General features: G+C 69.6%; 26 protein-coding genes. 16 read left to right on the top strand and 10 right to left on the bottom strand.

Annotated elements, in window-relative coordinates; genetic code table 11:
• The first annotated feature begins 178 nt into the window (after nucleotides 1–178).
• Nucleotides 179–1,093 (top strand): heme o synthase, encoded by a 915-nt coding sequence (locus Q0P88_RS03600; RefSeq protein WP_295011437.1) that lies wholly within the window; start codon nucleotides 179–181, stop codon nucleotides 1,091–1,093.
• Here the strand turns inward: Q0P88_RS03600 and Q0P88_RS03595 are convergent.
• Both Q0P88_RS03595 and Q0P88_RS03590 read right to left on the bottom strand, forming a co-directional pair.
• A complete protein-coding gene (locus tag Q0P88_RS03595; RefSeq protein ID WP_295011148.1) occupies nucleotides 1,039–1,542 on the bottom strand; it encodes a hypothetical protein in 504 nt (167 codons plus the stop codon). The genes Q0P88_RS03600 and Q0P88_RS03595 overlap by 55 nt on opposite strands.
• Before the next feature lie 113 nt (nucleotides 1,543–1,655).
• Nucleotides 1,656–2,549 (bottom strand): heme A synthase, encoded by an 894-nt coding sequence (locus Q0P88_RS03590; RefSeq protein WP_295011146.1) that lies wholly within the window; start codon nucleotides 2,547–2,549, stop codon nucleotides 1,656–1,658.
• Nucleotides 2,550–2,886: 337 nt separating this feature from the next.
• Between Q0P88_RS03590 and sufB the strand changes: the two genes are divergently transcribed.
• From sufB to Q0P88_RS03555, 7 genes are all read left to right on the top strand, one after another.
• Nucleotides 2,887–4,305, top strand: coding sequence for a Fe-S cluster assembly protein SufB (gene sufB, locus Q0P88_RS03585; RefSeq protein WP_295011144.1), 1,419 nt, complete (start codon nucleotides 2,887–2,889; stop codon nucleotides 4,303–4,305).
• A gap of 1 nt (nucleotide 4,306) precedes the next feature.
• On the top strand, nucleotides 4,307–5,509 hold the full coding sequence (sufD, locus tag Q0P88_RS03580; RefSeq protein WP_295011142.1) for a Fe-S cluster assembly protein SufD: 1,203 nt from the start codon (nucleotides 4,307–4,309) through the stop codon (nucleotides 5,507–5,509).
• A complete protein-coding gene (locus Q0P88_RS03575) occupies nucleotides 5,506–5,841 on the top strand; it encodes a non-heme iron oxygenase ferredoxin subunit (protein ID WP_295011141.1) in 336 nt (111 codons plus the stop codon). The genes sufD and Q0P88_RS03575 overlap by 4 nt, the downstream gene beginning before the upstream one ends.
• A 43-nt stretch (nucleotides 5,842–5,884) precedes the next feature.
• Complete coding sequence (sufC, locus tag Q0P88_RS03570) at nucleotides 5,885–6,655, top strand: Fe-S cluster assembly ATPase SufC (protein ID WP_295011139.1); 771 nt, start codon at nucleotides 5,885–5,887, stop codon at nucleotides 6,653–6,655.
• 9 nt (nucleotides 6,656–6,664) lie between these two features.
• Nucleotides 6,665–6,994 (top strand): metal-sulfur cluster assembly factor, encoded by a 330-nt coding sequence (locus Q0P88_RS03565; RefSeq protein ID WP_045252088.1) that lies wholly within the window; start codon nucleotides 6,665–6,667, stop codon nucleotides 6,992–6,994.
• Between the two features lie 78 nt (nucleotides 6,995–7,072).
• Nucleotides 7,073–8,230: a MalY/PatB family protein gene (locus Q0P88_RS03560; protein ID WP_295011136.1), complete on the top strand. Its 1,158-nt coding sequence runs from the start codon at nucleotides 7,073–7,075 to the stop codon at nucleotides 8,228–8,230.
• Complete coding sequence (locus Q0P88_RS03555) at nucleotides 8,227–9,603, top strand: MFS transporter (protein ID WP_295011134.1); 1,377 nt, start codon at nucleotides 8,227–8,229, stop codon at nucleotides 9,601–9,603. Before Q0P88_RS03560 ends, Q0P88_RS03555 begins: the two co-directional genes overlap by 4 nt.
• Here the strand turns inward: Q0P88_RS03555 and Q0P88_RS03550 are convergent.
• Nucleotides 9,563–10,129: a TetR family transcriptional regulator gene (locus Q0P88_RS03550; RefSeq protein ID WP_295011132.1), complete on the bottom strand. Its 567-nt coding sequence runs from the start codon at nucleotides 10,127–10,129 to the stop codon at nucleotides 9,563–9,565. The two genes, Q0P88_RS03555 and Q0P88_RS03550, sit on opposite strands and share 41 nt — an antisense overlap.
• Nucleotides 10,130–10,193: 64 nt before the next feature.
• Between Q0P88_RS03550 and Q0P88_RS03545 the strand changes: the two genes are divergently transcribed.
• The 4 genes from Q0P88_RS03545 to Q0P88_RS03530 all read left to right on the top strand — a co-directional run bounded on the left by Q0P88_RS03545 (nucleotide 10,194) and on the right by Q0P88_RS03530 (nucleotide 13,767).
• Nucleotides 10,194–10,790 carry a biotin transporter BioY gene (locus Q0P88_RS03545; RefSeq protein ID WP_295011130.1) on the top strand — a complete coding sequence of 199 codons (597 nt, stop codon included), beginning with the start codon at nucleotides 10,194–10,196 and terminating at the stop codon, nucleotides 10,788–10,790.
• Nucleotides 10,787–11,479 carry an energy-coupling factor ABC transporter ATP-binding protein gene (locus tag Q0P88_RS03540; protein WP_295011128.1) on the top strand — a complete coding sequence of 231 codons (693 nt, stop codon included), beginning with the start codon at nucleotides 10,787–10,789 and terminating at the stop codon, nucleotides 11,477–11,479. Before Q0P88_RS03545 ends, Q0P88_RS03540 begins: the two co-directional genes overlap by 4 nt.
• A complete protein-coding gene (locus Q0P88_RS03535; protein WP_295011126.1) occupies nucleotides 11,476–12,069 on the top strand; it encodes a CbiQ family ECF transporter T component in 594 nt (197 codons plus the stop codon). The genes Q0P88_RS03540 and Q0P88_RS03535 overlap by 4 nt, the downstream gene beginning before the upstream one ends.
• A 99-nt stretch (nucleotides 12,070–12,168) precedes the next feature.
• Nucleotides 12,169–13,767 (top strand): ABC-F family ATP-binding cassette domain-containing protein, encoded by a 1,599-nt coding sequence (locus Q0P88_RS03530; protein WP_295011124.1) that lies wholly within the window; start codon nucleotides 12,169–12,171, stop codon nucleotides 13,765–13,767.
• 39 nt (nucleotides 13,768–13,806) lie between these two features.
• Here Q0P88_RS03530 and Q0P88_RS03525 read toward each other — a convergent pair whose 3' ends face one another.
• From Q0P88_RS03525 to Q0P88_RS03510, 4 genes are read right to left on the bottom strand one after another with little or no spacing between them, the layout of a single operon-like run.
• On the bottom strand, nucleotides 13,807–14,628 hold the full coding sequence (locus tag Q0P88_RS03525) for an SURF1 family protein (protein ID WP_295011122.1): 822 nt from the start codon (nucleotides 14,626–14,628) through the stop codon (nucleotides 13,807–13,809).
• Nucleotides 14,628–14,846, bottom strand: a complete 219-nt coding sequence (locus Q0P88_RS03520) for a hypothetical protein (protein WP_295011120.1) — start codon at nucleotides 14,844–14,846, stop codon at nucleotides 14,628–14,630. The genes Q0P88_RS03525 and Q0P88_RS03520 overlap by 1 nt, the downstream gene beginning before the upstream one ends.
• On the bottom strand, nucleotides 14,843–15,205 hold the full coding sequence (locus Q0P88_RS03515; RefSeq protein ID WP_295011118.1) for a DUF3099 domain-containing protein: 363 nt from the start codon (nucleotides 15,203–15,205) through the stop codon (nucleotides 14,843–14,845). Before Q0P88_RS03515 ends, Q0P88_RS03520 begins: the two co-directional genes overlap by 4 nt.
• A 39-nt stretch (nucleotides 15,206–15,244) precedes the next feature.
• Nucleotides 15,245–15,796, bottom strand: a complete 552-nt coding sequence (locus Q0P88_RS03510) for a DUF4190 domain-containing protein (RefSeq protein ID WP_295011116.1) — start codon at nucleotides 15,794–15,796, stop codon at nucleotides 15,245–15,247.
• Between the two features lie 119 nt (nucleotides 15,797–15,915).
• Here Q0P88_RS03510 and Q0P88_RS03505 point away from each other — a divergent pair, with 119 nt between their 5' ends.
• A complete protein-coding gene (locus Q0P88_RS03505) occupies nucleotides 15,916–16,626 on the top strand; it encodes a beta-ketoacyl-ACP reductase (protein ID WP_295011114.1) in 711 nt (236 codons plus the stop codon).
• A gap of 104 nt (nucleotides 16,627–16,730) precedes the next feature.
• Here Q0P88_RS03505 and Q0P88_RS03500 read toward each other — a convergent pair whose 3' ends face one another.
• From Q0P88_RS03500 to Q0P88_RS03490, 3 genes are read right to left on the bottom strand one after another with little or no spacing between them, the layout of a single operon-like run.
• Nucleotides 16,731–17,423 carry an alpha/beta fold hydrolase gene (locus Q0P88_RS03500; protein WP_295011111.1) on the bottom strand — a complete coding sequence of 231 codons (693 nt, stop codon included), beginning with the start codon at nucleotides 17,421–17,423 and terminating at the stop codon, nucleotides 16,731–16,733.
• A gap of 49 nt (nucleotides 17,424–17,472) precedes the next feature.
• Nucleotides 17,473–18,108, bottom strand: a complete 636-nt coding sequence (gene serB, locus Q0P88_RS03495; RefSeq protein WP_295011109.1) for a phosphoserine phosphatase SerB — start codon at nucleotides 18,106–18,108, stop codon at nucleotides 17,473–17,475.
• Between the two features lie 58 nt (nucleotides 18,109–18,166).
• Nucleotides 18,167–19,411, bottom strand: coding sequence for a glucose-1-phosphate adenylyltransferase (locus Q0P88_RS03490; RefSeq protein WP_295011107.1), 1,245 nt, complete (start codon nucleotides 19,409–19,411; stop codon nucleotides 18,167–18,169).
• 46 nt (nucleotides 19,412–19,457) lie between these two features.
• On the opposite strand from Q0P88_RS03490, the gene glgA reads away from it, so the two are divergent.
• From glgA to Q0P88_RS03475, 3 genes are all read left to right on the top strand, one after another.
• Nucleotides 19,458–20,654 (top strand): glycogen synthase, encoded by a 1,197-nt coding sequence (gene glgA / locus Q0P88_RS03485; RefSeq protein WP_295011105.1) that lies wholly within the window; start codon nucleotides 19,458–19,460, stop codon nucleotides 20,652–20,654.
• Between the two features lie 4 nt (nucleotides 20,655–20,658).
• Entirely contained in the window at nucleotides 20,659–21,444 is a 786-nt protein-coding gene (locus tag Q0P88_RS03480) for an ABC transporter ATP-binding protein (protein ID WP_295011103.1), read from the top strand.
• Nucleotides 21,445–21,574: 130 nt separating this feature from the next.
• Nucleotides 21,575–21,808, top strand: a 234-nt coding sequence (locus Q0P88_RS03475; protein WP_295011101.1) for a type B 50S ribosomal protein L31, incomplete at its 3' end; no start/stop codon positions are given.

The raw sequence follows: 21,808 nt of genomic DNA, 5'->3' as shown, positions 1-21,808 counted from the left end.
GCGCCCGGGTGCGCGCTTCCCGCATCGTCACGGAAGAACAAGCACCTTGGGGGCGCACATGTGGTTTCAGCATAGTGCGGTCGCGTCCCCGGCGGTCCGGTCGCGGTGAAGTGTTTCGGCCCTCGGAAGCCGCGTAAGATGGGGGTGTTCCCGTGTGCGCAAGAAGGAGGCGGTCAGCATCGCGACCACCATCGAGTCCGTCTCGGCCGAGCGCTCCGTCAAGCGGACCATCAAGGCCTACGTCGAGCTGACCAAGCCCCGCGTGCTCGAGCTGCTGCTCGTGTCGACCGTGCCGGTGATGTTCCTCGCCCAGCACGGGCTGCCCAACCTCTGGCTCGTGGCCGCGACGGTGATCGGCGGGGCGATGAGCGCGGGGTCGGCCGCGTCGTTCAACATGTACATCGATCGCGACATCGACGCGCACATGCACCGCACCGAGAAGCGTCCGCTCGTGACGGGCGAGGTCACCCCGCGCGGCGCCCTCGTGTTCTCCTGGGCCCTCGCGGTGCTGTCGACGGTCTGGCTGTGGGTCACCACGAACGCCCTCGCGGCCGCGCTGTCCGCAGGCGCGATCTTCTTCTACGTGGTCATCTACACGCTGATCCTCAAGCGGCGCACCGAGCAGAACATCATCTGGGGCGGCATCGCGGGCTGCTTCCCCGTCCTCATCGGCTGGGCGGCCGTGACGGGATCGCTGGACTGGCCGGCGGTCGTGCTCTTCGTCCTCGTGTTCCTGTGGACGCCGGCGCACTACTGGCCGCTGTCGATGAAGTACAAGGACGACTACGAGGACGTCGACGTACCGATGCTCGGCGTCACCCGGTCCGCGCCGCAGGTCGGCCTGCAGGTCATCCTGTACGCCTGGGCGACCCTGGCCTGTTCGCTCCTGCTGATCCCGGTCGCGGGCATGGGCCTGGTGTACTCGATCTCGGCACTCGTGTTCGGCGGCTGGTTCGTGTACGAGTCGCACCGGCTCTACGCGCAGGCGGTGAAGGGCGCAGCGGCGAAGCCGATGCGCGTCTTCCACGCCTCCATCACCTATCTGACGCTGATCTTCGTGGCCGTCGCGGTCGACCCGCTGCTGCCCTTCTGATCCTCATCCTCCGGACGATCCTCGTCCTTCGGCGTCGGATCGCTCGTCGGATCCTCCTCCTGCCGCGTCGCGTCGTCTCCGGGGCGGTCGCCGACGTTCTCCGCGGACGCGCCGTCCTCGTCGGACGCGTCGGTCGGGAGGTCGACGCGGGAGGCGTCGAGCTGCTCCGTCGCGGGCGCGGGCGTGTCGCGGTGCGTGAGCAGCCCGGCGACGATGAGAGCGAGGAGGGACAGCAGGATCCCGAGACCTCCGATCCCGAGCAGGGCGGCGCCGACGACGATCCAGGACTGCCCGGCATACACTTCGAGTCCCGTCGCGCTGCCGTCGGCGAGCGTCTTGGTCATCGTCCCGAGATGCTGGGCGATCACGACTGCTCCGGCGACGGCGAGGAGGACCGACAGAGCGACGAGGACCCAGAACGGGGGACGGCGGAGCACGTTGTTCTTCATGACGTCAAGGCTGCCCACACGATCCTGGCGTCTCCTCTGCGCGCGCTATGAGCGGCCTATCGATCCGTCGTCGGTGTTCCGTACGAACACCCGGCGGAGGGCGCCGACTCCGTTCAGAGGCGGATCGCGGTGGTCGCCGGGGACGCTTCGGCCGGCCGCTTGAGGGTGAGCACGAGAGCCGTGCAGACCGCGACGAGCACCGCCGCCAGCACCATGTGCGCACCGACCGCGAGCGGCGGCAGCGCGTTCCGGGCCTGATACAGGCCGACCGCGATCTGCACCAGCTCGACGGCGAGAAGGGCGATCAGCCATCCCCGGATCGTCGTCAGCCGCTGGGCGACGGCGAGGACGAGCAGCACCACGGTCAGCGCGAAGAGGGCGTACGCCGGCCAGGAGTGCACGTGCTCCAGCACGGTCGCGTCGAAGCCGTTGCGCAGGGTCACCGCGGGATCGCCGGAGTGCGGGCCCGCACCGGTCGTGAGCACGCCGACCACCACGGTGACGGCGAGGACGAAGGAGGTGACGTGCGTCAGGATCGCGACGCCCTTCGGCACCGCGCGCACACGGGCGCCGCGGGGGCGTCCCATCTGCACGAGGAACGCGGCGGAGACCGCGACGAGCACGAGCGAGACGAGGTAGTGGAAGGCGACCATGTTCGGATGCAGCGCGAACAGGACCAGGATCCCGCCGACGATGCCCTGCAGAAGAACGCCGCCGAAGACGATCCATGCCATCACCCACAGGTCCTTGCGGGCCTTCCGGATCTGCGAGAGGAGGACGAGCACGAGGACCGCGGCGAGGCCGACGAAGAAGCTGAGTCCACGGTTGCCGAACTCGATCAGCGAGTGATAGCTCTGGGCGGCGGTCGGGAAGAGGGAGTCCGGGGTGCACAGCGGCCACTCGCAGCCGAGACCGGAGTCGGTCAGACGCACGGCTCCGCCCGTGCCGACGATCGCCACCTCGAAGACGAACGAGATCCACGCCATCACCCGGATCCGGGCGTCCACGCGATCCGGCAGCCATTCCCGGACTCGGGACAGAAAATGAACGCCGACACGCGGGGCGGGCGGGGACGAAGTCTCGGGCATGGCTCCTCCGGAACCCTCCCTGCCCGGCCTGTGCGGCCCGGATGTCGGGGGGAACCTGTAGAATCAGGGGTGTTGGCGATGGCGGCGAGCGCGCGGGACGGATCCCGCACCGGGCTCGCCATCGACTGCACAGTTTAGGCGCGAACGCTATGCGCCGATGATGAGGGCCCCAGAGCGGCACCCGTCCCCTGCAGACTCGACAGGACCGACGGTGTACCGGGGCGGATGAACCGTTACGGCCCAAGAGGAGAGTGTGATGTCGGATGTGCTGATCGACCGCCCGGAGCTGGATGGGCTGGGGGTGTACGAGTTCGGCTGGCACGACCCCGATGCCGCCGGTGCGAGCGCGAGGCGTGGCCTCAGCGAAGCCGTCGTGCGCGACATCTCGGCGCTCAAGAACGAGCCCGAGTGGATGCTGAAGACCCGTCTCAAGGGCCTGCAGCTGTTCGGGCGCAAGCCGATGCCGACCTGGGGCGCCGACCTCAGCGAGATCGACTTCGACAACATCAAGTACTTCGTGCGGTCGACCGAGAAGCAGGCCCAGAGCTGGGAGGATCTTCCGGAGGACATCCGCGAGACCTACGAGCGCCTCGGCATCCCCGAGGCGGAGCGTCAGCGCCTCGTCGCGGGAGTGGCGGCGCAGTACGAGTCCGAGGTCGTCTACCACCAGATCCGTGAGGACCTGGAGGCGCAGGGCGTCATCTTCATGGACACCGACACCGCGCTGCGGGAGCATCCGGAGTTCTTCGAGGAGTACTTCGGCACGGTCATCCCGGCCGGCGACAACAAGTTCGCGGCGCTGAACACGGCGGTATGGTCGGGCGGATCCTTCGTCTACGTCCCCAAGGGCGTGCACGTGGAGATCCCGCTGCAGGCCTACTTCCGGATCAACACCGAGAACATGGGCCAGTTCGAGCGCACGCTGATCATCGCCGACGAGGACAGCTACGTCCACTACATCGAGGGCTGCACGGCGCCGATCTACAAGAGTGACTCGCTGCACTCGGCCGTCGTCGAGATCATCGTGAAGAAGAACGCCCGCGTGCGCTACACGACGATCCAGAACTGGTCGAACAACGTCTACAACCTGGTCACCAAGCGCGCCGTGGCGCACGAGGGAGCGACCATGGAGTGGGTCGACGGCAACATCGGCTCCAAGGTCACGATGAAGTACCCCTCGATCTATCTCATGGGCGAGCACGCCAAGGGCGAGACGCTCTCTGTGGCGTTCGCGGGTCCAGGGCAGCACCAGGACGCGGGCGCCAAGATGATCCACATGGCGCCGTACACGCAGTCGTCGATCGTCTCCAAGTCGATCGCGCGTGGTGGCGGCAGGGCGGGCTACCGCGGAGAGGTGCGGGTGGATGCGAACGCGCACCACTCCGCCAACACCGTGCGCTGCGACGCGCTGCTCGTGGACACCCAGTCCCGCAGCGACACCTACCCGGCGATCGACATCCGCGTGGACGACGTGCAGCTCGGCCACGAGGCCACGGTCTCGAAGGTCAGCGAGGAGCAGCTGTTCTACCTGCAGTCGCGCGGCATGCCCGAGGACGAGGCGATGGCGATGATCGTGCGCGGCTTCATCGAGCCGATCGCGCGCGAGCTGCCGATGGAATACGCGATGGAACTCAACAAGCTCATCGAGATGGGCATGGAAGGCAGTGTCGGCTGAGATGACGGCCCCCACGACCGCGCCCGCAGCGGCGCAGGATACGCATGCCCACATCGACCCGGCCGCCCAGGTCGCGGACGCCGGCAAGACGGTTCCGGTGCAGACCCGCTCCGAGCGCGCGCACTCGTTCGACCCTGCCGCTTTCGGGACGCCCACCGGCCGTGAGGTCAACTGGAAGCACACGCCGATCGATCGCCTCTCGGCGCTCTTCGAGCCCGCGGGCGGTGACGCGCTGACGGTCGAGATCAGCGACGAGGCGCTCCGGCGCGCTCCGCTCGGTTTCAGCGACGCGCCCCGCGGGGAAGTCTTCCGCCCCGAGGACGTCGTGTCGGCGGTGGCCTGGCAGGGATCCGCCGAGGCGTTGCATCTCGCGATTCCGGCCGATCAGGAGATCGCCGAGCCCGTCTTCGTGCAGCTGACGGGACAGGGCGCCGAGGAGCGTGCCGACGCCCACGTGGTCGTCGAAGCGGGCGCGAACAGCTCCGCGACCGTCGTGCTGCGACACGCGGGGTCGGCGCAGCTCGCGCAGAACGTCGAGATCATCGTGCGCGACGGCGCGAAGCTCACCCTCGTGACGGTTCAGCAATGGGAGGACGACGCGGTGCACGCCTCGGCCCATCAGGCCAGGGTCGGACGCGACGCGCATCTCACGCACATCGTCGTCAGCTTCGGCGGCGGCGTGGTGCGGGTGAACCCGAACGTCGAGCTCGCCGGTGCCGGCTCCGAGGCGCGCCTGTACGGCCTCAGCTACGCGGACGCGGGTCAGCACCTCGAGAGCCAGGTGTACCTGCACCACAAGGGTCCGCACACCGTCGGCGACGTCCTCTACAAGGGCGCGCTGCAGGGCGAGAGCGCGCACAGCGTGTGGATCGGCGACGTGCTGATCGGACCAGATGCGACCGGGACCGACTCCTACGAGGCGAACCGCAACCTGGTGCTCACCGAGGGAGCGCGGGCCGACTCGATCCCGAACCTCGAGATCGAGACCGGGGACATCCTCGGCGCCGGGCATGCGAGCGCGACGGGCCGTTTCGACGACGAGCAGCTGTTCTACCTGCAGGCGCGCGGGATCGACGAGGCCGAGGCACGTCGCCTGGTCGTCCTCGGGTTCCTGAGCGACATCGTCCAGCGTCTCGGCATCCCCTCGCTCGAGGAGGAGCTCCTTACGGCGATCGAGGCCGAGCTCGCGGCGGGCGCCTCGTGACCGCGCAGCGCGCCTGCGCGGTGAGCGACCTGCAGGAGGACACGCCGCTGCGTGTGGTGCTCGAGGGAGTGCCTATCGCGGTCGTCCTGGACTCCGACGGGGAGATCCACGCGATCGGCGACACCTGCACGCACGGCGACATCTCGCTGTCCGAGGGATTCGTCGAGGGCAAGACACTGGAGTGCTGGGCGCACGGCTCCGCCTTCTCGCTCTGCTCCGGCAAACCCCTCAACCTCCCGGCCTACGAGCCGGTCCCGGTCTACGTCACCGAGGTCGTCGGCGACGACCTCCTCATCGACCCGACCGTCACGAAGGACGTGTCGGCTCTCTGAGCCCCGCGTTCCGCGAAGCTTCCACGAACCACGAAGGAAAACCATGTCTGTCCTGGAGATCAAGGACCTGCACGTCACCGTCGAGACCGAGGCCGGCACGACGCCGATCCTCAACGGCATCACCCTGACCATGCGCACCGGGGAGACCCACGCGATCATGGGTCCGAACGGATCCGGCAAGTCCACCCTCGCGTACACGATCGCGGGCCACCCGAAGTACACGGTGACCGGCGGCACCATCACGCTGGACGGCGAGGACGTGCTCGCGATGAGCGTCGACGAGCGCGCGCGGGCCGGCCTGTTCCTCGCGATGCAGTATCCGGTCGAGATCCCCGGGGTCACTGTCACCAACTTCCTGCGCACCGCGAAGACCGCGCTGGACGGCGAGGCGCCGTCCATCCGCCAGTGGACCAAGGACGTCAAGGAGGCCATGAAGAACCTCCGCATGGACCCGAAGTTCGCACAGCGCAACGTCAACGAGGGCTTCTCCGGCGGCGAGAAGAAGCGTCACGAGATCCTGCAGCTCGAGGTGCTCAAGCCGAAGATCGCCGTGCTCGACGAGACCGACTCCGGACTCGACGTCGACGCGCTCAAGATCGTCTCCGAGGGTGTGAACCGGGCGAAGGAGCACACCGACCTCGGCGTGCTGCTGATCACCCACTACACCCGCATCCTCCGCTACATCCGCCCCGACTTCGTGCACGTGGTCGTTGCGGGCAAGATCGTCGAGGAGGGCGGCGCGGAGCTCGCCGACCGGCTCGAGGACGAGGGCTATGACCGCTTCCTCGACCCCGCCGCACCCATCGAAGCGTAGGCTGAAGCCATGACGGCAACCCTGACCGGAGAGAAGTACGACGAGGTCACCGAGGCGCTCAAGGACGTGGTCGACCCGGAGCTCGGGATCAACGTCGTCGACCTCGGCCTGATCTACGACCTCTCCTGGGACGAGGAGAATGACGCGCTGGTCATCCACATGACCCTCACGAGCGCCGGATGCCCGTTGACCGATGTGCTCGAGGAGCAGACCGGGCAGGCCCTGGACGATGTCGTGGACCGCTTCCGCATCAACTGGGTGTGGATGCCGCCGTGGGGCCCGGAGCGGATCACTGACGACGGGCGTGACCAGATGCGCGCCCTCGGCTTCGCGATCTGACGCATCCTCTTTCGAAGGCCTGTCACTGTATGACGGTGGCAGGCCTTCGTGGTCGCCCCGCTCGATAGGCTCGATCGTGTGACGATCGCTCCGCTTCAGGCCCTGCCGCTCGATCAGCTCCGTCGTCGATCCAGCACCAAGTGGCGCACCTATCCGGACGACGTCCTCCCTCTGTTCGTCGCCGAGACCGACTTCCCGCTCGCCGATCCGATCGCAGCCCGGCTGCGCGAGGCGGTCGAGCTCGGGGACACGGGCTACACGCCTCCCGAGCCCGGCCTCGGGGACGCCTTCGTCGCCTATGCGCACCGCCGCTTCGGGTGGACCGTCGATCCTGCGCGGGTGCGGTGGACGTGCGACGTGATGATGGGCGTCGTGGAGGTTCTGCGGGCGGTCATCTCGCCGGGCGACAGGGTGATCGTGACCCCGCCCGTGTACCCGCCCTTCTACGACTGCATCGAGGAGGCCGGCGGAGTGGTCGAGCGGGTGCCGCTGCGCGATGTGGACGGGGCGTGGGAGCTCGATCTCGTCGGGATCGAGCGCGCGTTGGCCGAGGGCGCGCGGGCTGTGCTGCTCTGCAATCCGCACAATCCGACCGGTACCGTGCACTCTCGCGCGGCCCTCGCCCGGCTGGCCGAGATCGCGCTCGCGCACGGAGCCGTCGTCGTGAGCGACGAGATCCATGCGCCGCTCGTGCAACCCGGTATCGCCTACACGCCCTTCCTCGACGCGTCGCCGGCGGCCGAAGAGGTCGGGTTCACCGTGACGAGCGCGAGCAAGGCGTACAACCTCGCCGGTCTGAAGTGCGCGGTGATGGTGACCGCGAGCGAGCGCACGGCGGCCGTGGTCCGCTCCTTGCCGGTGGAAGTGGAGTGGCGCACCGGTCTGTTCGGGGCGATGGCCGCGATCGCCGCCTGGGATCCCGCGAGCGACGCCTGGCTCGAGGCTCTTCTCGTCGCACTCGACCGCAACCGTCGTCTACTCGGCGAGCTGCTGGCGGAGCATGTGCCGGAGGCCCGGTATCGGATGCCGCAGGCGGGTTACCTCGCCTGGGTCGACCTGAGCGACCTGGGCTGGGGCGACGACCCTGCACGACGGATCCTGCGCGAGGCGAAGGTCGCGCTCAATCGCGGCCCGACGTTCGGGGACGAGGGTCTCGGGCACGTCCGGTTCAATCTGGGCTGCGCACCCGGGGTGCTGACCGAGGCCGTGCACCGGATCGCCGCGCTGCGCTCGTGAGCGGGCAGGATTCCGGGAGCGCTGCCGCCGCGGAGTCGATCTGGCGGGGGCGCAGGGGCGGGGTGACCGTCGGCGCCTTCGCGCTCATCTTCCTCGCCGCGATCGAGGCCCTGGCCGTCACGACGGTCATGCCGGTGGTGAGCGCGGACCTGCACGGCGAGGCGCTCTATGCCGTCGCGTTCTCCGGCACGCTCGCGACCGGGGTGATCGGGATGGTGGCCGCGGGGGCCGCGTGCGACCGGATGGGACCACGGAGGCCGCTGTACGCCGCGACGCTGCTGTTCCTCGTCGGGCTGGTGATCGCCGGTGTCGCGCCGAGCATGCCGGTGCTGCTCCTCGGGCGCCTGGTGCAAGGGCTCGGAGCCGGCGGCCAGACGGTCGCGCTCTACGTCGTCGTCGCGCGGTTCTACCCGCCGGCGGTGCACGGCCGCGTGTTCGCGGCCTTCGCCGCGGCCTGGGTCGTACCGTCGATGATCGGCCCGTTCCTGGCCGGCGCGGTGACGCAGTACCTGCACTGGCGCTGGGCGTTCCTCGGCGTCGCCGCCCTCGTCGCCCTTGCCTTCGGCCTCGTCGCGTGGCTGCTCCGTGGCGCCGACCTGGGCGGCGGTTCTCCGCGCACCGACGGACGGCTCGGGCAGCGCCTGCTCTGCGCGATCGTCGTCGCGGTCGCGGCGGTGGGCATCGGCTTCGCGGTGGACGCGCCGGGTCCCTCGCGGTGGCCCCTCGCGCTCTCGATCGCGGTCGTGATCGCCGTCGCGATCCGCCCGCTGCTCCCGCCGGGCACGCTTCGCGCGGATCGCGGACTGGCGAGCGTCGTGCTCCTCCGCGGCATCGTCTCGGGGGGTTTCTTCGCCGCCGAGACGTATATCCCGTATCTGCTCATCGCGCGCTACGACGTCACGCCGGTCCTCGCGGGTCTCGCGCTGACCTTCTCCGCCGTAGCATGGTCGACCGGATCCTGGGCGCAAGGACGCTTCGGGGATCGCTGGGGCACGCGAAGGATCGCCCTGGTGAGCGTCGGACTCATCGCCGTGGGCATCGGTGTGCAGCTCGTGGTCGCGCTCGGCGCACTGGCCCCGATCGCGGCGATGGCGGGATGGACGTTCGGCGGGGCCGGCATGGGGCTTCTCTATCCGCGGCTCACGGTGGAGACGCTCGCGGACTCGACGCCGGCCGACCAGGGCTTCAACTCCTCGGCGCTGTCGATCGCGGATTCGACGGGCTCGGCGATGGCGATCGCGATCGCCGGGGTCGTCTCGGGAACGGTCGTCCTCGCGGGTTCCGGATTCCCCGGCGTGTTCCTGGTCGCGCTCGGGGTGATCGCCCTCGGGCTCATCCCTGCGACACGGCTGACCGGCCCGCGCCGCGGCTGAGCAGGGCGAGTCCGGTGGCGAAGACGTCCTGATCGACCGGGGAGTCTGCAGAGGGGGGCGCCGCCGCGCCGTGGCTCTCGGCGTGCATGCGCTGCTGCACGATCAGCGTGTGCCCGAGTACGAACTGGAGCACGGCGGTCGCCGCCGCCGCGTCCTCGTCGAGGGCCGCGAGGAGCAGGTCGTGGGCTCGGGACGGCCCAGGGCGCAGGGCGGCGGAGCTCATCACGACCTCAGCCCCGTCCCGATAGGCGAGCAGAGCGTCCCGGATCCTTCGTGCCGCATCCGGGAGCGAGACGGTCGTCCCGGGTTCCGGCGGCGCGCCGATGCGGGAGAGGATCCGTTCCGCGACGGCAGCGAGGAGGTCCTGCTTGCTCGAGAAGTGCCAGTAGAGGGCGCTGGGCTGCACGTCGAGTTCGGCCGCAAGTCGTCGCATCGTCAGATCGGGAAGGCCGAAGCGGTCGAGGAGATCCAGGGCGACCGAGACGATGTGCTCGCGGTCGTGCCGGCCGGTGCGGGCGGGGGTCATGCTCCGAGTATACTGAACGGCGTTCAGGTGAACACTGTTCAGGAAAGACGATCCGAGGAGACCCATGTCACGCCGCCCCGCTTCTCCCGCCGCCGACATCGCGCGGATCGCGCTGTTCGCGGCCCTCATCGTCGTGCTGGGAGCGGTCGTCGTGCCGTTGTCCGGGGGAGTCCCGGTGACCGGTCAGACGCTCGGCGTGATGCTCGCCGGGGTGGTGCTGGGCGCGCGACGCGCCCCGTTCGCCGTCCTCCTCGTGCTGCTGCTCGCCGCGCTGGGGCTGCCGGTCCTCGCGGGCGGCCGCGGCGGGCTCGGGGTGTTCGTCGGACCGAGCGCGGGCTATCTGCTCGGCTGGGTGGCCGGGGTGGTCGTGATCGGTCTGCTGGTGGGACGAGGGCGGATCCGTGCGTGGCGCGTCGCGCTCGCCTCCCTGCTCGGAGGGATCGGGGTGGTGTATCTCTTCGGCGTCCCCGTGCAGGCGCTCGTCCTCGGCACGCCCCTCGGCGCGACGGCGCTGTCGAGCCTCGTCTTCCTTCCGGGGGATCTCCTCAAGGTCGCCCTCACGACCGTCCTCGCGGTCGCGCTCGCCCGCGCCTATCCCCGCGCGTTCGGGCCGCGCACGGCAGCCGCAGAACGGCCCGTCGCGGAGACCGTGACGCCGTGACCCACGACGGGAAGGGGGAGCGAATCCAGCTCGCGGACGTCACCGTCCACAGGGACGGGACCCGCATCCTCGACGGGGTGGATCTCGATATCCGCGCGCGTCGCATCGCCGTGATCGGCGAGAACGGATCGGGCAAGTCGACCTTCGCCCGCCTGCTCAACGGGCTGCTGACGCCGACGCGGGGGCGGGTGACGGTGCACGGCCTCGACACGGTGCGCGACGGGACAGAGCTGCGTCGTCGCGCGGGCTTCGTCTTCACGGACCCCCAGGCGCAGATCCTCATGCCGACGCCGAGGGAGGACCTCGCGCTCTCCCTGCGGAGCCTCCCGCCGGCGGAGGCCGCGCGCCGCGTCGCCGAGACGCTGGCCGAGCACGGACTGTCCGATCGTGCGGATGCGCCCGCGGCGGAGCTCTCCGGCGGGCAGAAGCAGCTGCTCGCCCTCGCCGCGGTCCTCATCACCGGCCCCGCGCTGCTCATCGCCGACGAGCCGACGACGCTGCTCGACCTGCGCAACGCCCGTCGCATCGGCGATCTCCTCCTGAGTCAGCCCGCTCAGCTCGTGGTCATCACGCACGATCTGGAACTGGCCGCCCGTTGCGACGTGGCCCTCCTGTTCCACGAGGGCAGGCTCGTCGCTCAGGACGAGCCCGCGGCCGTGCTGCACGCCTACCGGATGCAGTGCGCATGATCCAGCTCTTCGTTCCCGGCGACGGCGTGCTCCACCGGCTGCCGGCCGGGGTGAAGCTCGGCGCGCTGGCGGTCGCCGCGCTGCTCCTGTCGCTGGCGCCCAAGGATCCGCTCACCTCCGCGCTGTGTCTGGTCGCGGTGCTGGCGCTGTACCCGCTCGCGCGCCTGCCGTGGGCCGTGCTCGGCGCCGAGCTCTGCCGGCTGAGGTGGCTGGTGCTCGTGCTGGGCGCCGCGCTGTGGATCTTCGGCTCGGCACAGCTCGCGTGGGGGAGTACGACGCGCGTCGTCGCGGTCGCGCTGCTCGCGAGCCTGTTGACGCTGACGACGCGCATGGGCGCACTGCTCGCGGTGCTGCGGTGCCTGCTGCATCCCCTGCGACGGGTGGGGGTGGACGCGGAGGCGGTGGCGCTCACCGTGTCGCTGACGATCACCATGATCCCAGTGGTCGCCGGCTTCGCCGCGCAGATCACGGAGGCCGCCCGCGCCCGGGGGACGCGCCTCGGCGCACGCGCGGCGGTCCCGCTGCTCGTGCGCACGCTGCGCCACGCCGACGCGGTGGGCGAGGCCCTCGGAGCACGCGGCCTCGGATGAGCGTCCTGCGCTCCCGCGGGATCGCGTCCTGCGGGTCCGCCTATACTGGGAGGCTGGCCACCCGGCCGAACTCCCCCTGCTGAAGAACGGACGTCTGCTGTGCTCGCCGTGCACGACCTCGAGATCCGCGTGGGAGCGCGTCTCCTCATGGAGAACGTCTCCTTCCGCGTCGCCGACGGTGACAAGATCGGTCTCGTCGGCCGCAACGGCGCCGGTAAGACGACGCTGACGAAGGTCCTCGCCGGCGACCTGATCCCCTCGGACGGCAAGGTCGAACGCTCGGGCGAGCTCGGCTACCTGCCGCAGGATCCCCGTTCCGGCGACCCGGAGATGCTCGCGCGCACGCGGATCCTCGACGCGCGGGGCCTCGGATCCCTGCAGCTCGGGATCCGCGAGGCCTCGGAGCTCATGGGATCCGAGGACCCCGCCGTCTCCGAGAAGGCGATGCGCCGCTTCGGCACCCTCATGGAGCGCTTCGAGGCGCTGGGAGGCTACGCCGCAGAGGCCGAGGCCGCGTCGATCGCGCACAACCTGTCGCTGCCGGACCGCATCCTCGACCAGCCGCTGAAGACGCTGTCCGGTGGGCAGCGGAGGCGCATCGAACTCGCCCGCATCCTGTTCTCCGACGCCGAGACCATGATCCTCGACGAGCCCACCAACCACCTCGACGCCGACAGCGTCGTGTGGCTGCGCGACTTCCTCAAGGGCTACAAGGGCGGTCTGATCGTGATCAGTCACGACGTGGAGCTCGTCGGCGAGACGGTGAACCGCGTGTTCTACCTCGACGCCAACCGCCAGTGCATCGACATCTACAACATGAACTGGAAGAACTACCTGCGCCAGCGGGTCGCCGACGAGGAGCGCCGCAAGAAGGAGCGCGCGAACGCCGAGAAGAAGGCCACCACGCTGCAGCAGCAGGCCGCGCGGTTCGGTGCCAAGGCCAGCAAGGCGGCCGCCGCGCACCAGATGGTCGCCCGCGCGGAGAAGCTCCTCGCCGGGCTCGAAGACGTGCGTCAGGTCGACCGGGTCGCCAAGCTGCGCTTCCCGAAGCCCGCCCCCTGCGGGAAGACACCGCTCATGGCCTCGGGGCTGTCCAAGTCCTACGGCTCCCTGGAGATCTTCACGGATGTGGACCTCGCGATCGACCGCGGGTCGAAGGTCGTGGTCCTCGGACTCAACGGTGCGGGAAAGACCACGCTGCTGCGGATCCTCGCGGGCGTCGACCGCCCGGACACCGGTCAGCTCGAGCCAGGACACGGTCTCAAGGTCGGCTACTACGCGCAGGAGCACGAGAACCTCGATGTCGCGCGCTCGGTGCTGGAGAACATGATGTCGTCCGCGCCCGACCTCACCGAGACCGAGGCGCGCAAGGTGCTCGGATCGTTCCTGTTCACCGGCGAGGACGTGCACAAGCCCGCCGGCGTGCTCTCGGGCGGGGAGAAGACGCGGTTGTCGCTCGCGACGCTCGTGGTCTCCTCCGCGAACATGCTGCTCCTGGACGAGCCGACGAACAACCTCGATCCGGCGTCGCGGGAGGAGATCCTCGGCGCTCTCGCACACTACGAGGGCGCGGTGGTGCTCGTCTCGCACGACCCCGGTGCCGTCGCCTCGCTCAACCCCGAGCGCGTGCTGATCCTCCCCGACGGCGTCGAGGACATCTGGTCCAAGGACTACCAGGACCTCATCGAGCTCGCCTGAGCCGCGTCCCGCGGACCGCGTCCGCGGCGTGCTCGTGCCTCAGCGGTGCTCGACGGCGTCGAGCACAGCATCCTCGTCGTCCATGTCGCGGTCGCGGCGGCGACGAGGCCGCGGCGTGCGCCCCGCGGCCTCGTCCCGGTGCTTCACGATCTCGGTGCGGATCACGTAGCCGATGAAGATGAAGCCCATCACGGCGAAGAGGATCCACTGGATCGCATAGGACAGGAAGGGTCCCGGATCGTCCGAGGGGGCGTCGAAGGCGGCCGGACGGTGCGGCGGTGCAGGAGACTCCGAGACGAGCTCGCCCCAGGCCCCCGTGTCGACCGCGGATCCGTCGTCGATCTTGTCCGCCACGAGAGGCAGGTTGATGCTCGGGACCTGCCCCTCCGGCGCGCCGCGCCCGGAAGGGGGAAGCGGCTCTCCGGGACGCAGGCGGGCGGTGATCGTCACCTCTCCGGACGGCGGAGGTGGCACGGAGAGCGTCACGCCCTTGTCCGCCGGGGCGACCCAGCCGCGGTTCACGATGAAGACGCGCCCGTCATCGGTGCGGAACGGGACGAGCACCTCGAAGGCGCTCGTCCCGCCGTGCGGACGATTGCGCACGAGGAGCTGCTTGTCCGCCTCGTAGCGGCCGTGCGCCGTGACCGGGTGCCATTCGTCCGAGGCGCGCAGGGGCGCGCCGGGCGAGAGCAGATCGTCCAGGGGGACCGGGGCGGCGTGATAGTTCTCCTGCACGAGGTCGAGCTGCGTCTGACGACCGTCGTTGCGGGAGAACTGCCAGTGCGAGAGGTAGGCGCAGACGATCGCGAACACGATCGCGACGAGCACGTACCCGCCCCATCGGAGGAGCCTTTGACGCATCACTCGACCTCGCCCTCCCCGATGCGGGCATCGATGCGGACGGGGAAGTCCCTGGCGCGCAGATAGTCGTGCAGGAAGGCGAGATGCTCCGGGCATGCGAGCCAGATCTTCTCGCGCTCGGGGCCGTGGATGCGCGGATTGCGCCAGACGATGCGGTGGGTGGCCGCCGCGCGGCAGCCGGCCCGAGAGCATTTCGGGGCAGCGATCTCCGCGTTCACGAGCGAGGCTCGGCGGGGCGCGCGGGCGTCTCGGCAAGAGTGATGACCTGTGGCGAGGTCGTCTCGGGGCGCTGTTCCTCTGCGGCGTGCGGCGCCTCGATGCCGATGCGCGGCGATTCGACGGCGGTCGGCACGGAATCGTCTCCGGCGTTCGCGAAGACCACGGCGATGTAGGGGAGGACGGCGGCGGCGATCCCGAGGACCCAGGTCCACCATCCCAGCGGCTGGATCACGAACATCAGGATGAAGCACGCCGTGCGGATCCCCATCGTGATCGCGTACTGGCGCACGCGTCCCCTGGCCTCGTCCTGCGGTGCCCGCGGGAGAGAGGTCACGGCGGCGTCTGGAGTCCTTCTCACGATGGGTCCAGCCTACGCCGCCGTGACCCTCGCGGATGCTCAGTAGCTGTAGTCGCGGTACGAGAATGCGGCGACGATCGCGATGATGATCAACGCGCCGATGATCAGGCCGAGAGCGATGCCCACGTAGCCGGTGATCAGGCCCGTGATCGCGAGAGCCTTGCCGCCCAGGGTCGAGTCGTTCCTGATCTTCTTGAGCGACATGTGCCCCATGATCACCGCGGGGACACCGGCGAGAAGCGGGAGGATCAGGTAGGCCCAGCAGAACACCACCGAGGCGATGCCGCAGATCATCGACGCGATCGCGAGTCCGTTCGACTTCGCGGGTGCGGGATAGGGCTGTCCGTACGGCTGTGCGTACCCCTGCGGTGGCGCGTAGCCCTGCGGCTGGCCGTAGACCGGAGGCTGCTGCTGCGGATACCCCGGAGCCGTCGGCGCCGCACCGGGGTACGGCTGCGCGATGGGCTGCTGGGGCGGGACGGGTGCGCCTGACGGGCCCTGCGTCGGGGGCTGCGGCGGGACCGGCGCGCCCGGGTAGGCGGGCGGCTGCTGGCCCGGGTTCTGCGGCGCGCCGCTCTGGTCGTTGCTCATGGGATCTCCTCCTGGTCACCACACAGGTTTCCGGTCCGTGCGGTGCCCTGTCAATTCCTTCCGGGCAATCCGGCTCGCTAGGCTTGCGAGCCGTACACCTTCACCTCTGGGAGTCCTGCATGAGCACTGACCGCGTCGTCCTCGTCACCGGTGGGAATCGCGGCATCGGCCGCGCGATCGCCGCGCGTTTCGTCCGGGACGGATATCGCGTCGCGGTGACGGCCCGCAGCGGCGAGGGGCCGGAGGGGACGCTGACCGTGCGCGCCGACGTGACCGACGCCGCCTCGATCGATGCGGCGTTCACGCAGGTCGAGGAGAAGCTCGGCCCGGTGGAGATCGTCGTCGCGAACGCCGGCATCACGAAGGACACGCTGCTGCTGCGCATGTCGGAGGACGACTTCGACAGCGTCATCTCCACGAACCTCGGGGGAACGTTCCGCGTGGTCAAGCGGGCATCCAAGGGCATGCTGAAGGCCCGGTTCGGGCGCGTCATCCTGATCTCGAGCGTCGTCGGACTGCTCGGCTCGGCGGGGCAGATCAACTACGCCGCGTCGAAGAGCGCCCTCGTCGGGTTCGCGCGCTCTCTCACCCGCGAGCTCGGCGCACGAGGGATCACCGCCAACGTCGTCGCACCGGGTTTCATCGAGACGGACATGACGGCGAACCTCCCGGAGGACACCCAGAAGGACTACAAGGGTCGCGTGCCCGCGGGGCGGTTCGGTGCCGCAGACGAGGTCGCGGCCGCCGTCTCCTGGCTCGCCTCCGATGAGGCCTCCTACATCTCGGGGGCCGTGATCCCCGTCGACGGCGGCCTCGGCATGGGGCACTGATCGACAGGGGGCACTGATCGACAGGGTCGCTGATCGGCGCGCGGCCGTGACGAAGGGCGCACCGCCGAACACTCGCCCCTTCCCCAGGGCCGCGGGACGCCGTCTCAGCGGATCGCGGACACCAGGAGCTCGGCGAGACGGTCCGGCACGGAGAACTGGGGCCAGTGCCCGGATCCGAGCTTGACGACCTCGACGTCGTCGATCCGCCGGTACTCGTCCCCGTACGCACCCCACTGCTCGAGGTAGCCTTCGAGCTGTTCCTGCTCGAGAGCGCCCATGAGCATCGTGACGGGGACGTGGTATCGGCGTTCGTCGACGAGCGCGATCGGATCGGTCGGCACCTGCCGCGGAACGCTGAGCATGAGCGGTGCCGTGCGGGCTCGGGTGGCGTCGTCCAGATCGGACACGTCCTCGTCCGGGAAGAAGTCCCAGCCGGGGAAGGGGATCACCCCGTCGGCCACTTCGAACTCGCTGATGCCGCTGCCGGGAGGTGGGGGCACCGTGTCGACGAACACCGCGCGACGGATGCGATCGGGGCGCTGCTCCGTCGCGCCCCAGATCACGTTGCCGCCGCCCGAGTGACCGACCAGGACGACGTCGCCATCCGCGGCGTCGATCTCGGCGACGACCGCGGCGATCCAGTCGTCGAGGCGCAGATCGCCGGACGTCTCGGAATCGGCGCCGACGCCGGGGAGGGTGAGCGGTCGTGGATCGTGTCCGGCGGCACGCAACGGCTCGAGAACGGGCTGCCAAGACGCGGCGTCGAGCCAGAGTCCGGGAACGAGGATGATCTTCATGTCAGCCAGAGTAGGCGGGAACGCGGACATTACGTCCGCGGGCGGGCGATCACGGCAGCAGCGGGATGACCTGGGCGAGGTCCTGCGGTCCGATCACGAGGGACGCGGAGGCGCGCACGGCGGGTTTCGCGTTGAAGGCGAGGCCCAGTCCCGCCGTCGCCATCATGCGGAGGTCGTTGGCTCCGTCGCCGATCGCGATCGTCGCGGAGAGGGGAACACCCAGGTCCTCCGCCCAGCCGCGCAGCGTCGCGGCCTTGGCCTCCGCATCGACGATCGCCCCCTCCACGCGGCCGGTCAGCTCGCCATCGACGACCTCGAGCCGGTTCGCGCGCCACCGATCCACGCCGAGCGCCGGCGCGACGTCGTCCAGGATCTCGTGGAACCCGCCCGAGACGACCCCGACGACACCGCCGCGGTCGTGGACGGCGGCCACGAGCTCCTGCACCCCCGGGGTGGGCGAGATGCGGGCGCGGACGCGGGCGAACGCCGCCGAGGACACTCCGGCGAGCGCCTCGACGCGCGCGCGCAGACTCGTCGCGAAATCGACCTCGCCGCGCATCGCGGCCTCGGTCGCGGCCTGCACGTCGGCGCGCCGCCCCGCCTCGTCGGCGAGCAGTTCGATCACCTCGTCGCGGATGAGCGTGGAATCGGCATCGAGGACGACGAGGAGGCGCGCAGCAGTCACCCCCCGAGCGTATCCGGCGCTCCGACGCCGACCCGCGGATGTGACCTCCGGCGACCGATCAGCGCTCGATGCGCAGGCCCTTGCCCACCACCGTGAGCCCGGTCTCCGTGATCGTGAAGCCGCGCTCCAGGTCGCGGTCCCGGTCGACCCCGACCGTCGCGCCGTCCAGCAGCACGACGTTCTTGTCGAGGATCGCCCGATGCACGCGCGCGCCCTGACCGACCCGCACGCCGTCGAACAGCACCGAGTCCGTGATCGTCGACCCCCCGGCGGCGAGCGTCCACGGTCCGACGACGCTGCGTTCGAGATGGGTGCCCGAGAGCACGGAGCCCAGCGAGACGATCGAGTCGATCGCATTGCCGATCCGGCCGACCGAGTCCCGCACGAACTTCGCGGGCGGCGAGTTCACGGCTTGCGAGTGGATGGGCCACTCCATGTTGTAGAGGTTGAACACGGGCAGGGTGGAGATGAGGTCCATGTGCGCGTCGAAGAACGACTCGATCGTTCCCACGTCCCGCCAGTAGGACCGGTCGCGGGGCGAGGAGCCCGGCACGTCGTTCTGCTTCATGTCGTAGAACCCGGCCTCGCCGCGCCCGACGAAGTACGGCACGATGTCGCCGCCCATGTCGTGGTTGGAGGTCGCGAGCTCTCCGTCGACCTCGACGGCCTCGATGAGAGCGTCGGTGTCGAAGACGTAGTTGCCCATCGAGGCGAGCACCTCGTGCGGGGAGTCGGGCAGCCCGGCCGGATCGGTCGGCTTCTCCAGGAAGTCGTTGATCCGTCCCGATCCGTCCGCCGCGACGTCGATCACGCCGAACTGGGACGCGAGCGCGAGCGGCTGGCGGATGCCTGCGACCGTCGCGCGCGCCCCCGAGGCGATGTGCGCATCGATCATCTGGCGGAAGTCCATGCGGTACACGTGGTCGGCGCCGATGACGACGACGATGTCCGGCTTCTCATCGTTGATGAGGTTCAGGCTCTGCAGGATCGCGTCCGCGGATCCCGAGAACCAGCGCTTGCCGAGGCGCTGCTGCGCGGGCACGGAGGCCACGTAGGAGTCGAGCAGGGCGGACATGCGCCAGGTCTGCGAGATGTGACGATCCAGGCTGTGCGACTTGTACTGCGTGAGGACCACGATCTGGCGCAGTCCCGAGTTGATCAGGTTCGAGATCGCGAAGTCGATCAATCGGTACTGGCCGCCGAACGGGACGGCGGGCTTGGCCCTGTCTGCCGTCAGAGGCATGAGCCGCTTGCCCTCGCCCCCGGCGAGGATGATCCCGAAGACCTTCTTTGGTGCCGACATGCGTCCACCATAGAGGCAGGTCGGTGCATGTACTAGCGTTCACGACATGCGCGTCGACATCATCACCAAGGAGTATCCGCCGGAGATCTACGGGGGTGCCGGAGTGCATGTCGCCGAGCTCGTGAAGGCGCTCAGGGCGAGCATCGACGTGCAGGTGCGTGCGTTCGGGGCCGAGCGGGACGAGCAAGGCACCACCGCATACCGCACGCCCGTCGAGCTCGACGGCGCGAACCCCGCGCTGCAGACGCTCGGCACGGATCTGGAGATGGTGTCGGACGTCGCCGGCGCGGACGTCGTGCACAGCCACACCTGGTACGCCAACTTCGCGGGGCACATCGCGTCCCAGCTCCTGGGCATTCCGCACGTGCTCACGGCGCACAGTCTCGAACCGCTGCGTCCGTGGAAGGCCGAGCAGCTCGGCGGGGGCTATGCCGTGTCGAGCGGGATCGAGCGGCTCGCCTACGAGAACGCCGCGGCCATCATCGCCGTGAGCGACGGCATGCGCAACGACATCCTTCGCAGCTATCCGCAGGTCGATCCCGCGAAGGTCAAGGTCATCCACAACGGCATCGACGTGGAAGCGTGGCATCCGGTCGACGACGCCGATTTCGTTCGGTCCCAGGGCATCGATCCCGAGCGGCCGACGGTGGTCTTCGTGGGGCGCATCACCCGGCAGAAGGGCCTGCCGTACCTGCTGCGCGCCGCGGCGTTGCTGCCACCGGAGGTCCAGCTCGTGCTGTGCGCCGGTGCTCCAGACACCCCGGAGATCATGGCGGAGGTCCAGGAGCTGGTCCGCGGTCTCCAGGAGACGCGCCAGCGGGTCGTCTGGATCGAGCGGATGCTGCCGCGCCACGAGCTCTCCGCGATCCTCACGGCGGCCACGACCTTCGTCTGCCCCTCCGTGTACGAGCCGCTCGGCATCGTCAACCTGGAGGCCATGGCGTGCGGGGCCGCGGTCGTCGGCACCGCGACCGGGGGCATCCCCGAGGTCGTCGACGACGGCGTGACCGGGCGCCTCGTCCCGATCGAGCAGGTTCAGGACGGCACGGGGACGCCGGTCGATCCCGATCGATACGTGGCCGATCTCGCCCGCGTGCTCACCGAGGTCGTGGCCGATCCGATCCAGGCGAAGGCGTACGGCGAGGCGGGTCGGCGTCGCGCGGCCGAGGAGTTCAGCTGGGCGGCGATCGCCGACACGACGCGGGCGCTCTACGAGGAGCTGACGGGCCGGCCGATAGGCTGAGGGCATGTCTGCCGTCCTCGAATTCTCGGATGTCGTGGTGCGCCGCGACGGCCGCAACATCGTCGATCATCTGTCCTGGACCGTCGAGGACGACCAGCGCTGGGTGGTGCTGGGGCCGAACGGCGCCGGCAAGACGACGCTGCTCCAGCTCGCGGACACGCTCATGCATCCGACGTCCGGACGTGTGGACGTGCTGGGGGAGACCCTCGGACGCACGGACGTCTTCGAGATCCGCCCGCGGATCGGCTTCGCGTCCTCGGCGATGGCGCGGAGGATCCCCGCGGACGAGACCGTGCTGAACACGGTCATGACCGCCGCGTACTCCGTGATGGGGCGCTGGAACGAGTCCTACGAGGCGCTGGACGAGCGACGCGCGATGCGGGTGCTCGAGCAGTGGCACCTCGGCCACCTCGCCGATCGATACTTCGGTACGCTCAGCGACGGTGAGCAGAAGCGTGTGCAGATCGCCCGCGCGGTGATGACCGACCCGGAGCTGCTGCTTCTGGACGAGCCCTCGGCGAGCCTCGATCTCGGCTCCCGCGAGGAGCTGCTCGGGCTGCTCAGCGGCTTCGCGCAGTCGCCGACCACGCCGGCGATGGTCATGGTGACCCATCACGTCGAGGAGATCCCCGTCGGGTTCACGCATGTGCTGCTGCTGCGCGCCGGGAAGGTCGTGGCCTCGGGGCCGCTCGCCGAGACCCTCACGGCCGAGACGCTGAGCGAGGCGTTCGGGATGCCTATCGCGCTCGATCGTGCCGACGGCCGCTACGCCGCACGCGCGGCCGTCTGAGCCCGGCGCCTGCCGGCCCTCCGTGCATCCGGAGGAGAGCGGCAGAGATGCTAGAATCGATCCTTGGTGCATTCGCATCGCAGACTTCCCTCGCCCCTGGCACAATCCAGGGCACCACGTAAGGAATCCCATGAAGACTGACATCCACCCCGAGTACAAGGCCGTCGTTTTCCGCGACCTCGGCTCCGGAGACACGTTCCTGACCCGTTCCACGGTCACCAGCGACAAGACGATCGAGCTCGACGGCGTGGAGTACCCCGTCATCGACGTCGAGATCTCCTCCGCCTCGCACCCGTTCTACACGGGCAAGCAGCGCATCATGGACTCGGCCGGCCGCGTCGAGAAGTTCAACCAGCGCTTCAAG

This window comes from uncultured Microbacterium sp., assembly GCF_945952435.1.
In the GTDB taxonomy this organism is placed as follows: Bacteria; Actinomycetota; Actinomycetes; order Actinomycetales; family Microbacteriaceae; genus Microbacterium.
The sequence above is the reverse complement of the archived record's forward strand: the minus strand, read 5'-3'. Positions and strand labels throughout refer to the sequence as shown.

What these genes read in the sequence shown, in the direction of transcription:
- Q0P88_RS03550 (WP_295011132.1), bottom strand. Translation starts at nt 10,129, where the DNA reads ATGACCCCCGCCCGCACCGGCCGGCACGACCGCGAGCACATCGTCTCG.
- Q0P88_RS03505 (WP_295011114.1), top strand. Translation starts at nt 15,916, where the DNA reads ATGAGCACTGACCGCGTCGTCCTCGTCACCGGTGGGAATCGCGGCATC.
- sufB (WP_295011144.1), top strand. Translation starts at nt 2,887, where the DNA reads ATGTCGGATGTGCTGATCGACCGCCCGGAGCTGGATGGGCTGGGGGTG.
- sufD (WP_295011142.1), top strand. Translation starts at nt 4,307, where the DNA reads ATGACGGCCCCCACGACCGCGCCCGCAGCGGCGCAGGATACGCATGCC.
- glgA (WP_295011105.1), top strand. Translation starts at nt 19,458, where the DNA reads ATGCGCGTCGACATCATCACCAAGGAGTATCCGCCGGAGATCTACGGG.
- Q0P88_RS03500 (WP_295011111.1), bottom strand. Translation starts at nt 17,423, where the DNA reads ATGAAGATCATCCTCGTTCCCGGACTCTGGCTCGACGCCGCGTCTTGG.
- Q0P88_RS03595 (WP_295011148.1), bottom strand. Translation starts at nt 1,542, where the DNA reads ATGAAGAACAACGTGCTCCGCCGTCCCCCGTTCTGGGTCCTCGTCGCT.
- Q0P88_RS03510 (WP_295011116.1), bottom strand. Translation starts at nt 15,796, where the DNA reads ATGAGCAACGACCAGAGCGGCGCGCCGCAGAACCCGGGCCAGCAGCCG.
- Q0P88_RS03525 (WP_295011122.1), bottom strand. Translation starts at nt 14,628, where the DNA reads ATGCGTCAAAGGCTCCTCCGATGGGGCGGGTACGTGCTCGTCGCGATC.
- Q0P88_RS03535 (WP_295011126.1), top strand. Translation starts at nt 11,476, where the DNA reads ATGATCCAGCTCTTCGTTCCCGGCGACGGCGTGCTCCACCGGCTGCCG.
- sufC (WP_295011139.1), top strand. Translation starts at nt 5,885, where the DNA reads ATGTCTGTCCTGGAGATCAAGGACCTGCACGTCACCGTCGAGACCGAG.
- Q0P88_RS03490 (WP_295011107.1), bottom strand. Translation starts at nt 19,411, where the DNA reads ATGTCGGCACCAAAGAAGGTCTTCGGGATCATCCTCGCCGGGGGCGAG.
- Q0P88_RS03480 (WP_295011103.1), top strand. Translation starts at nt 20,659, where the DNA reads ATGTCTGCCGTCCTCGAATTCTCGGATGTCGTGGTGCGCCGCGACGGC.
- Q0P88_RS03545 (WP_295011130.1), top strand. Translation starts at nt 10,194, where the DNA reads ATGTCACGCCGCCCCGCTTCTCCCGCCGCCGACATCGCGCGGATCGCG.
- Q0P88_RS03565 (WP_045252088.1), top strand. Translation starts at nt 6,665, where the DNA reads ATGACGGCAACCCTGACCGGAGAGAAGTACGACGAGGTCACCGAGGCG.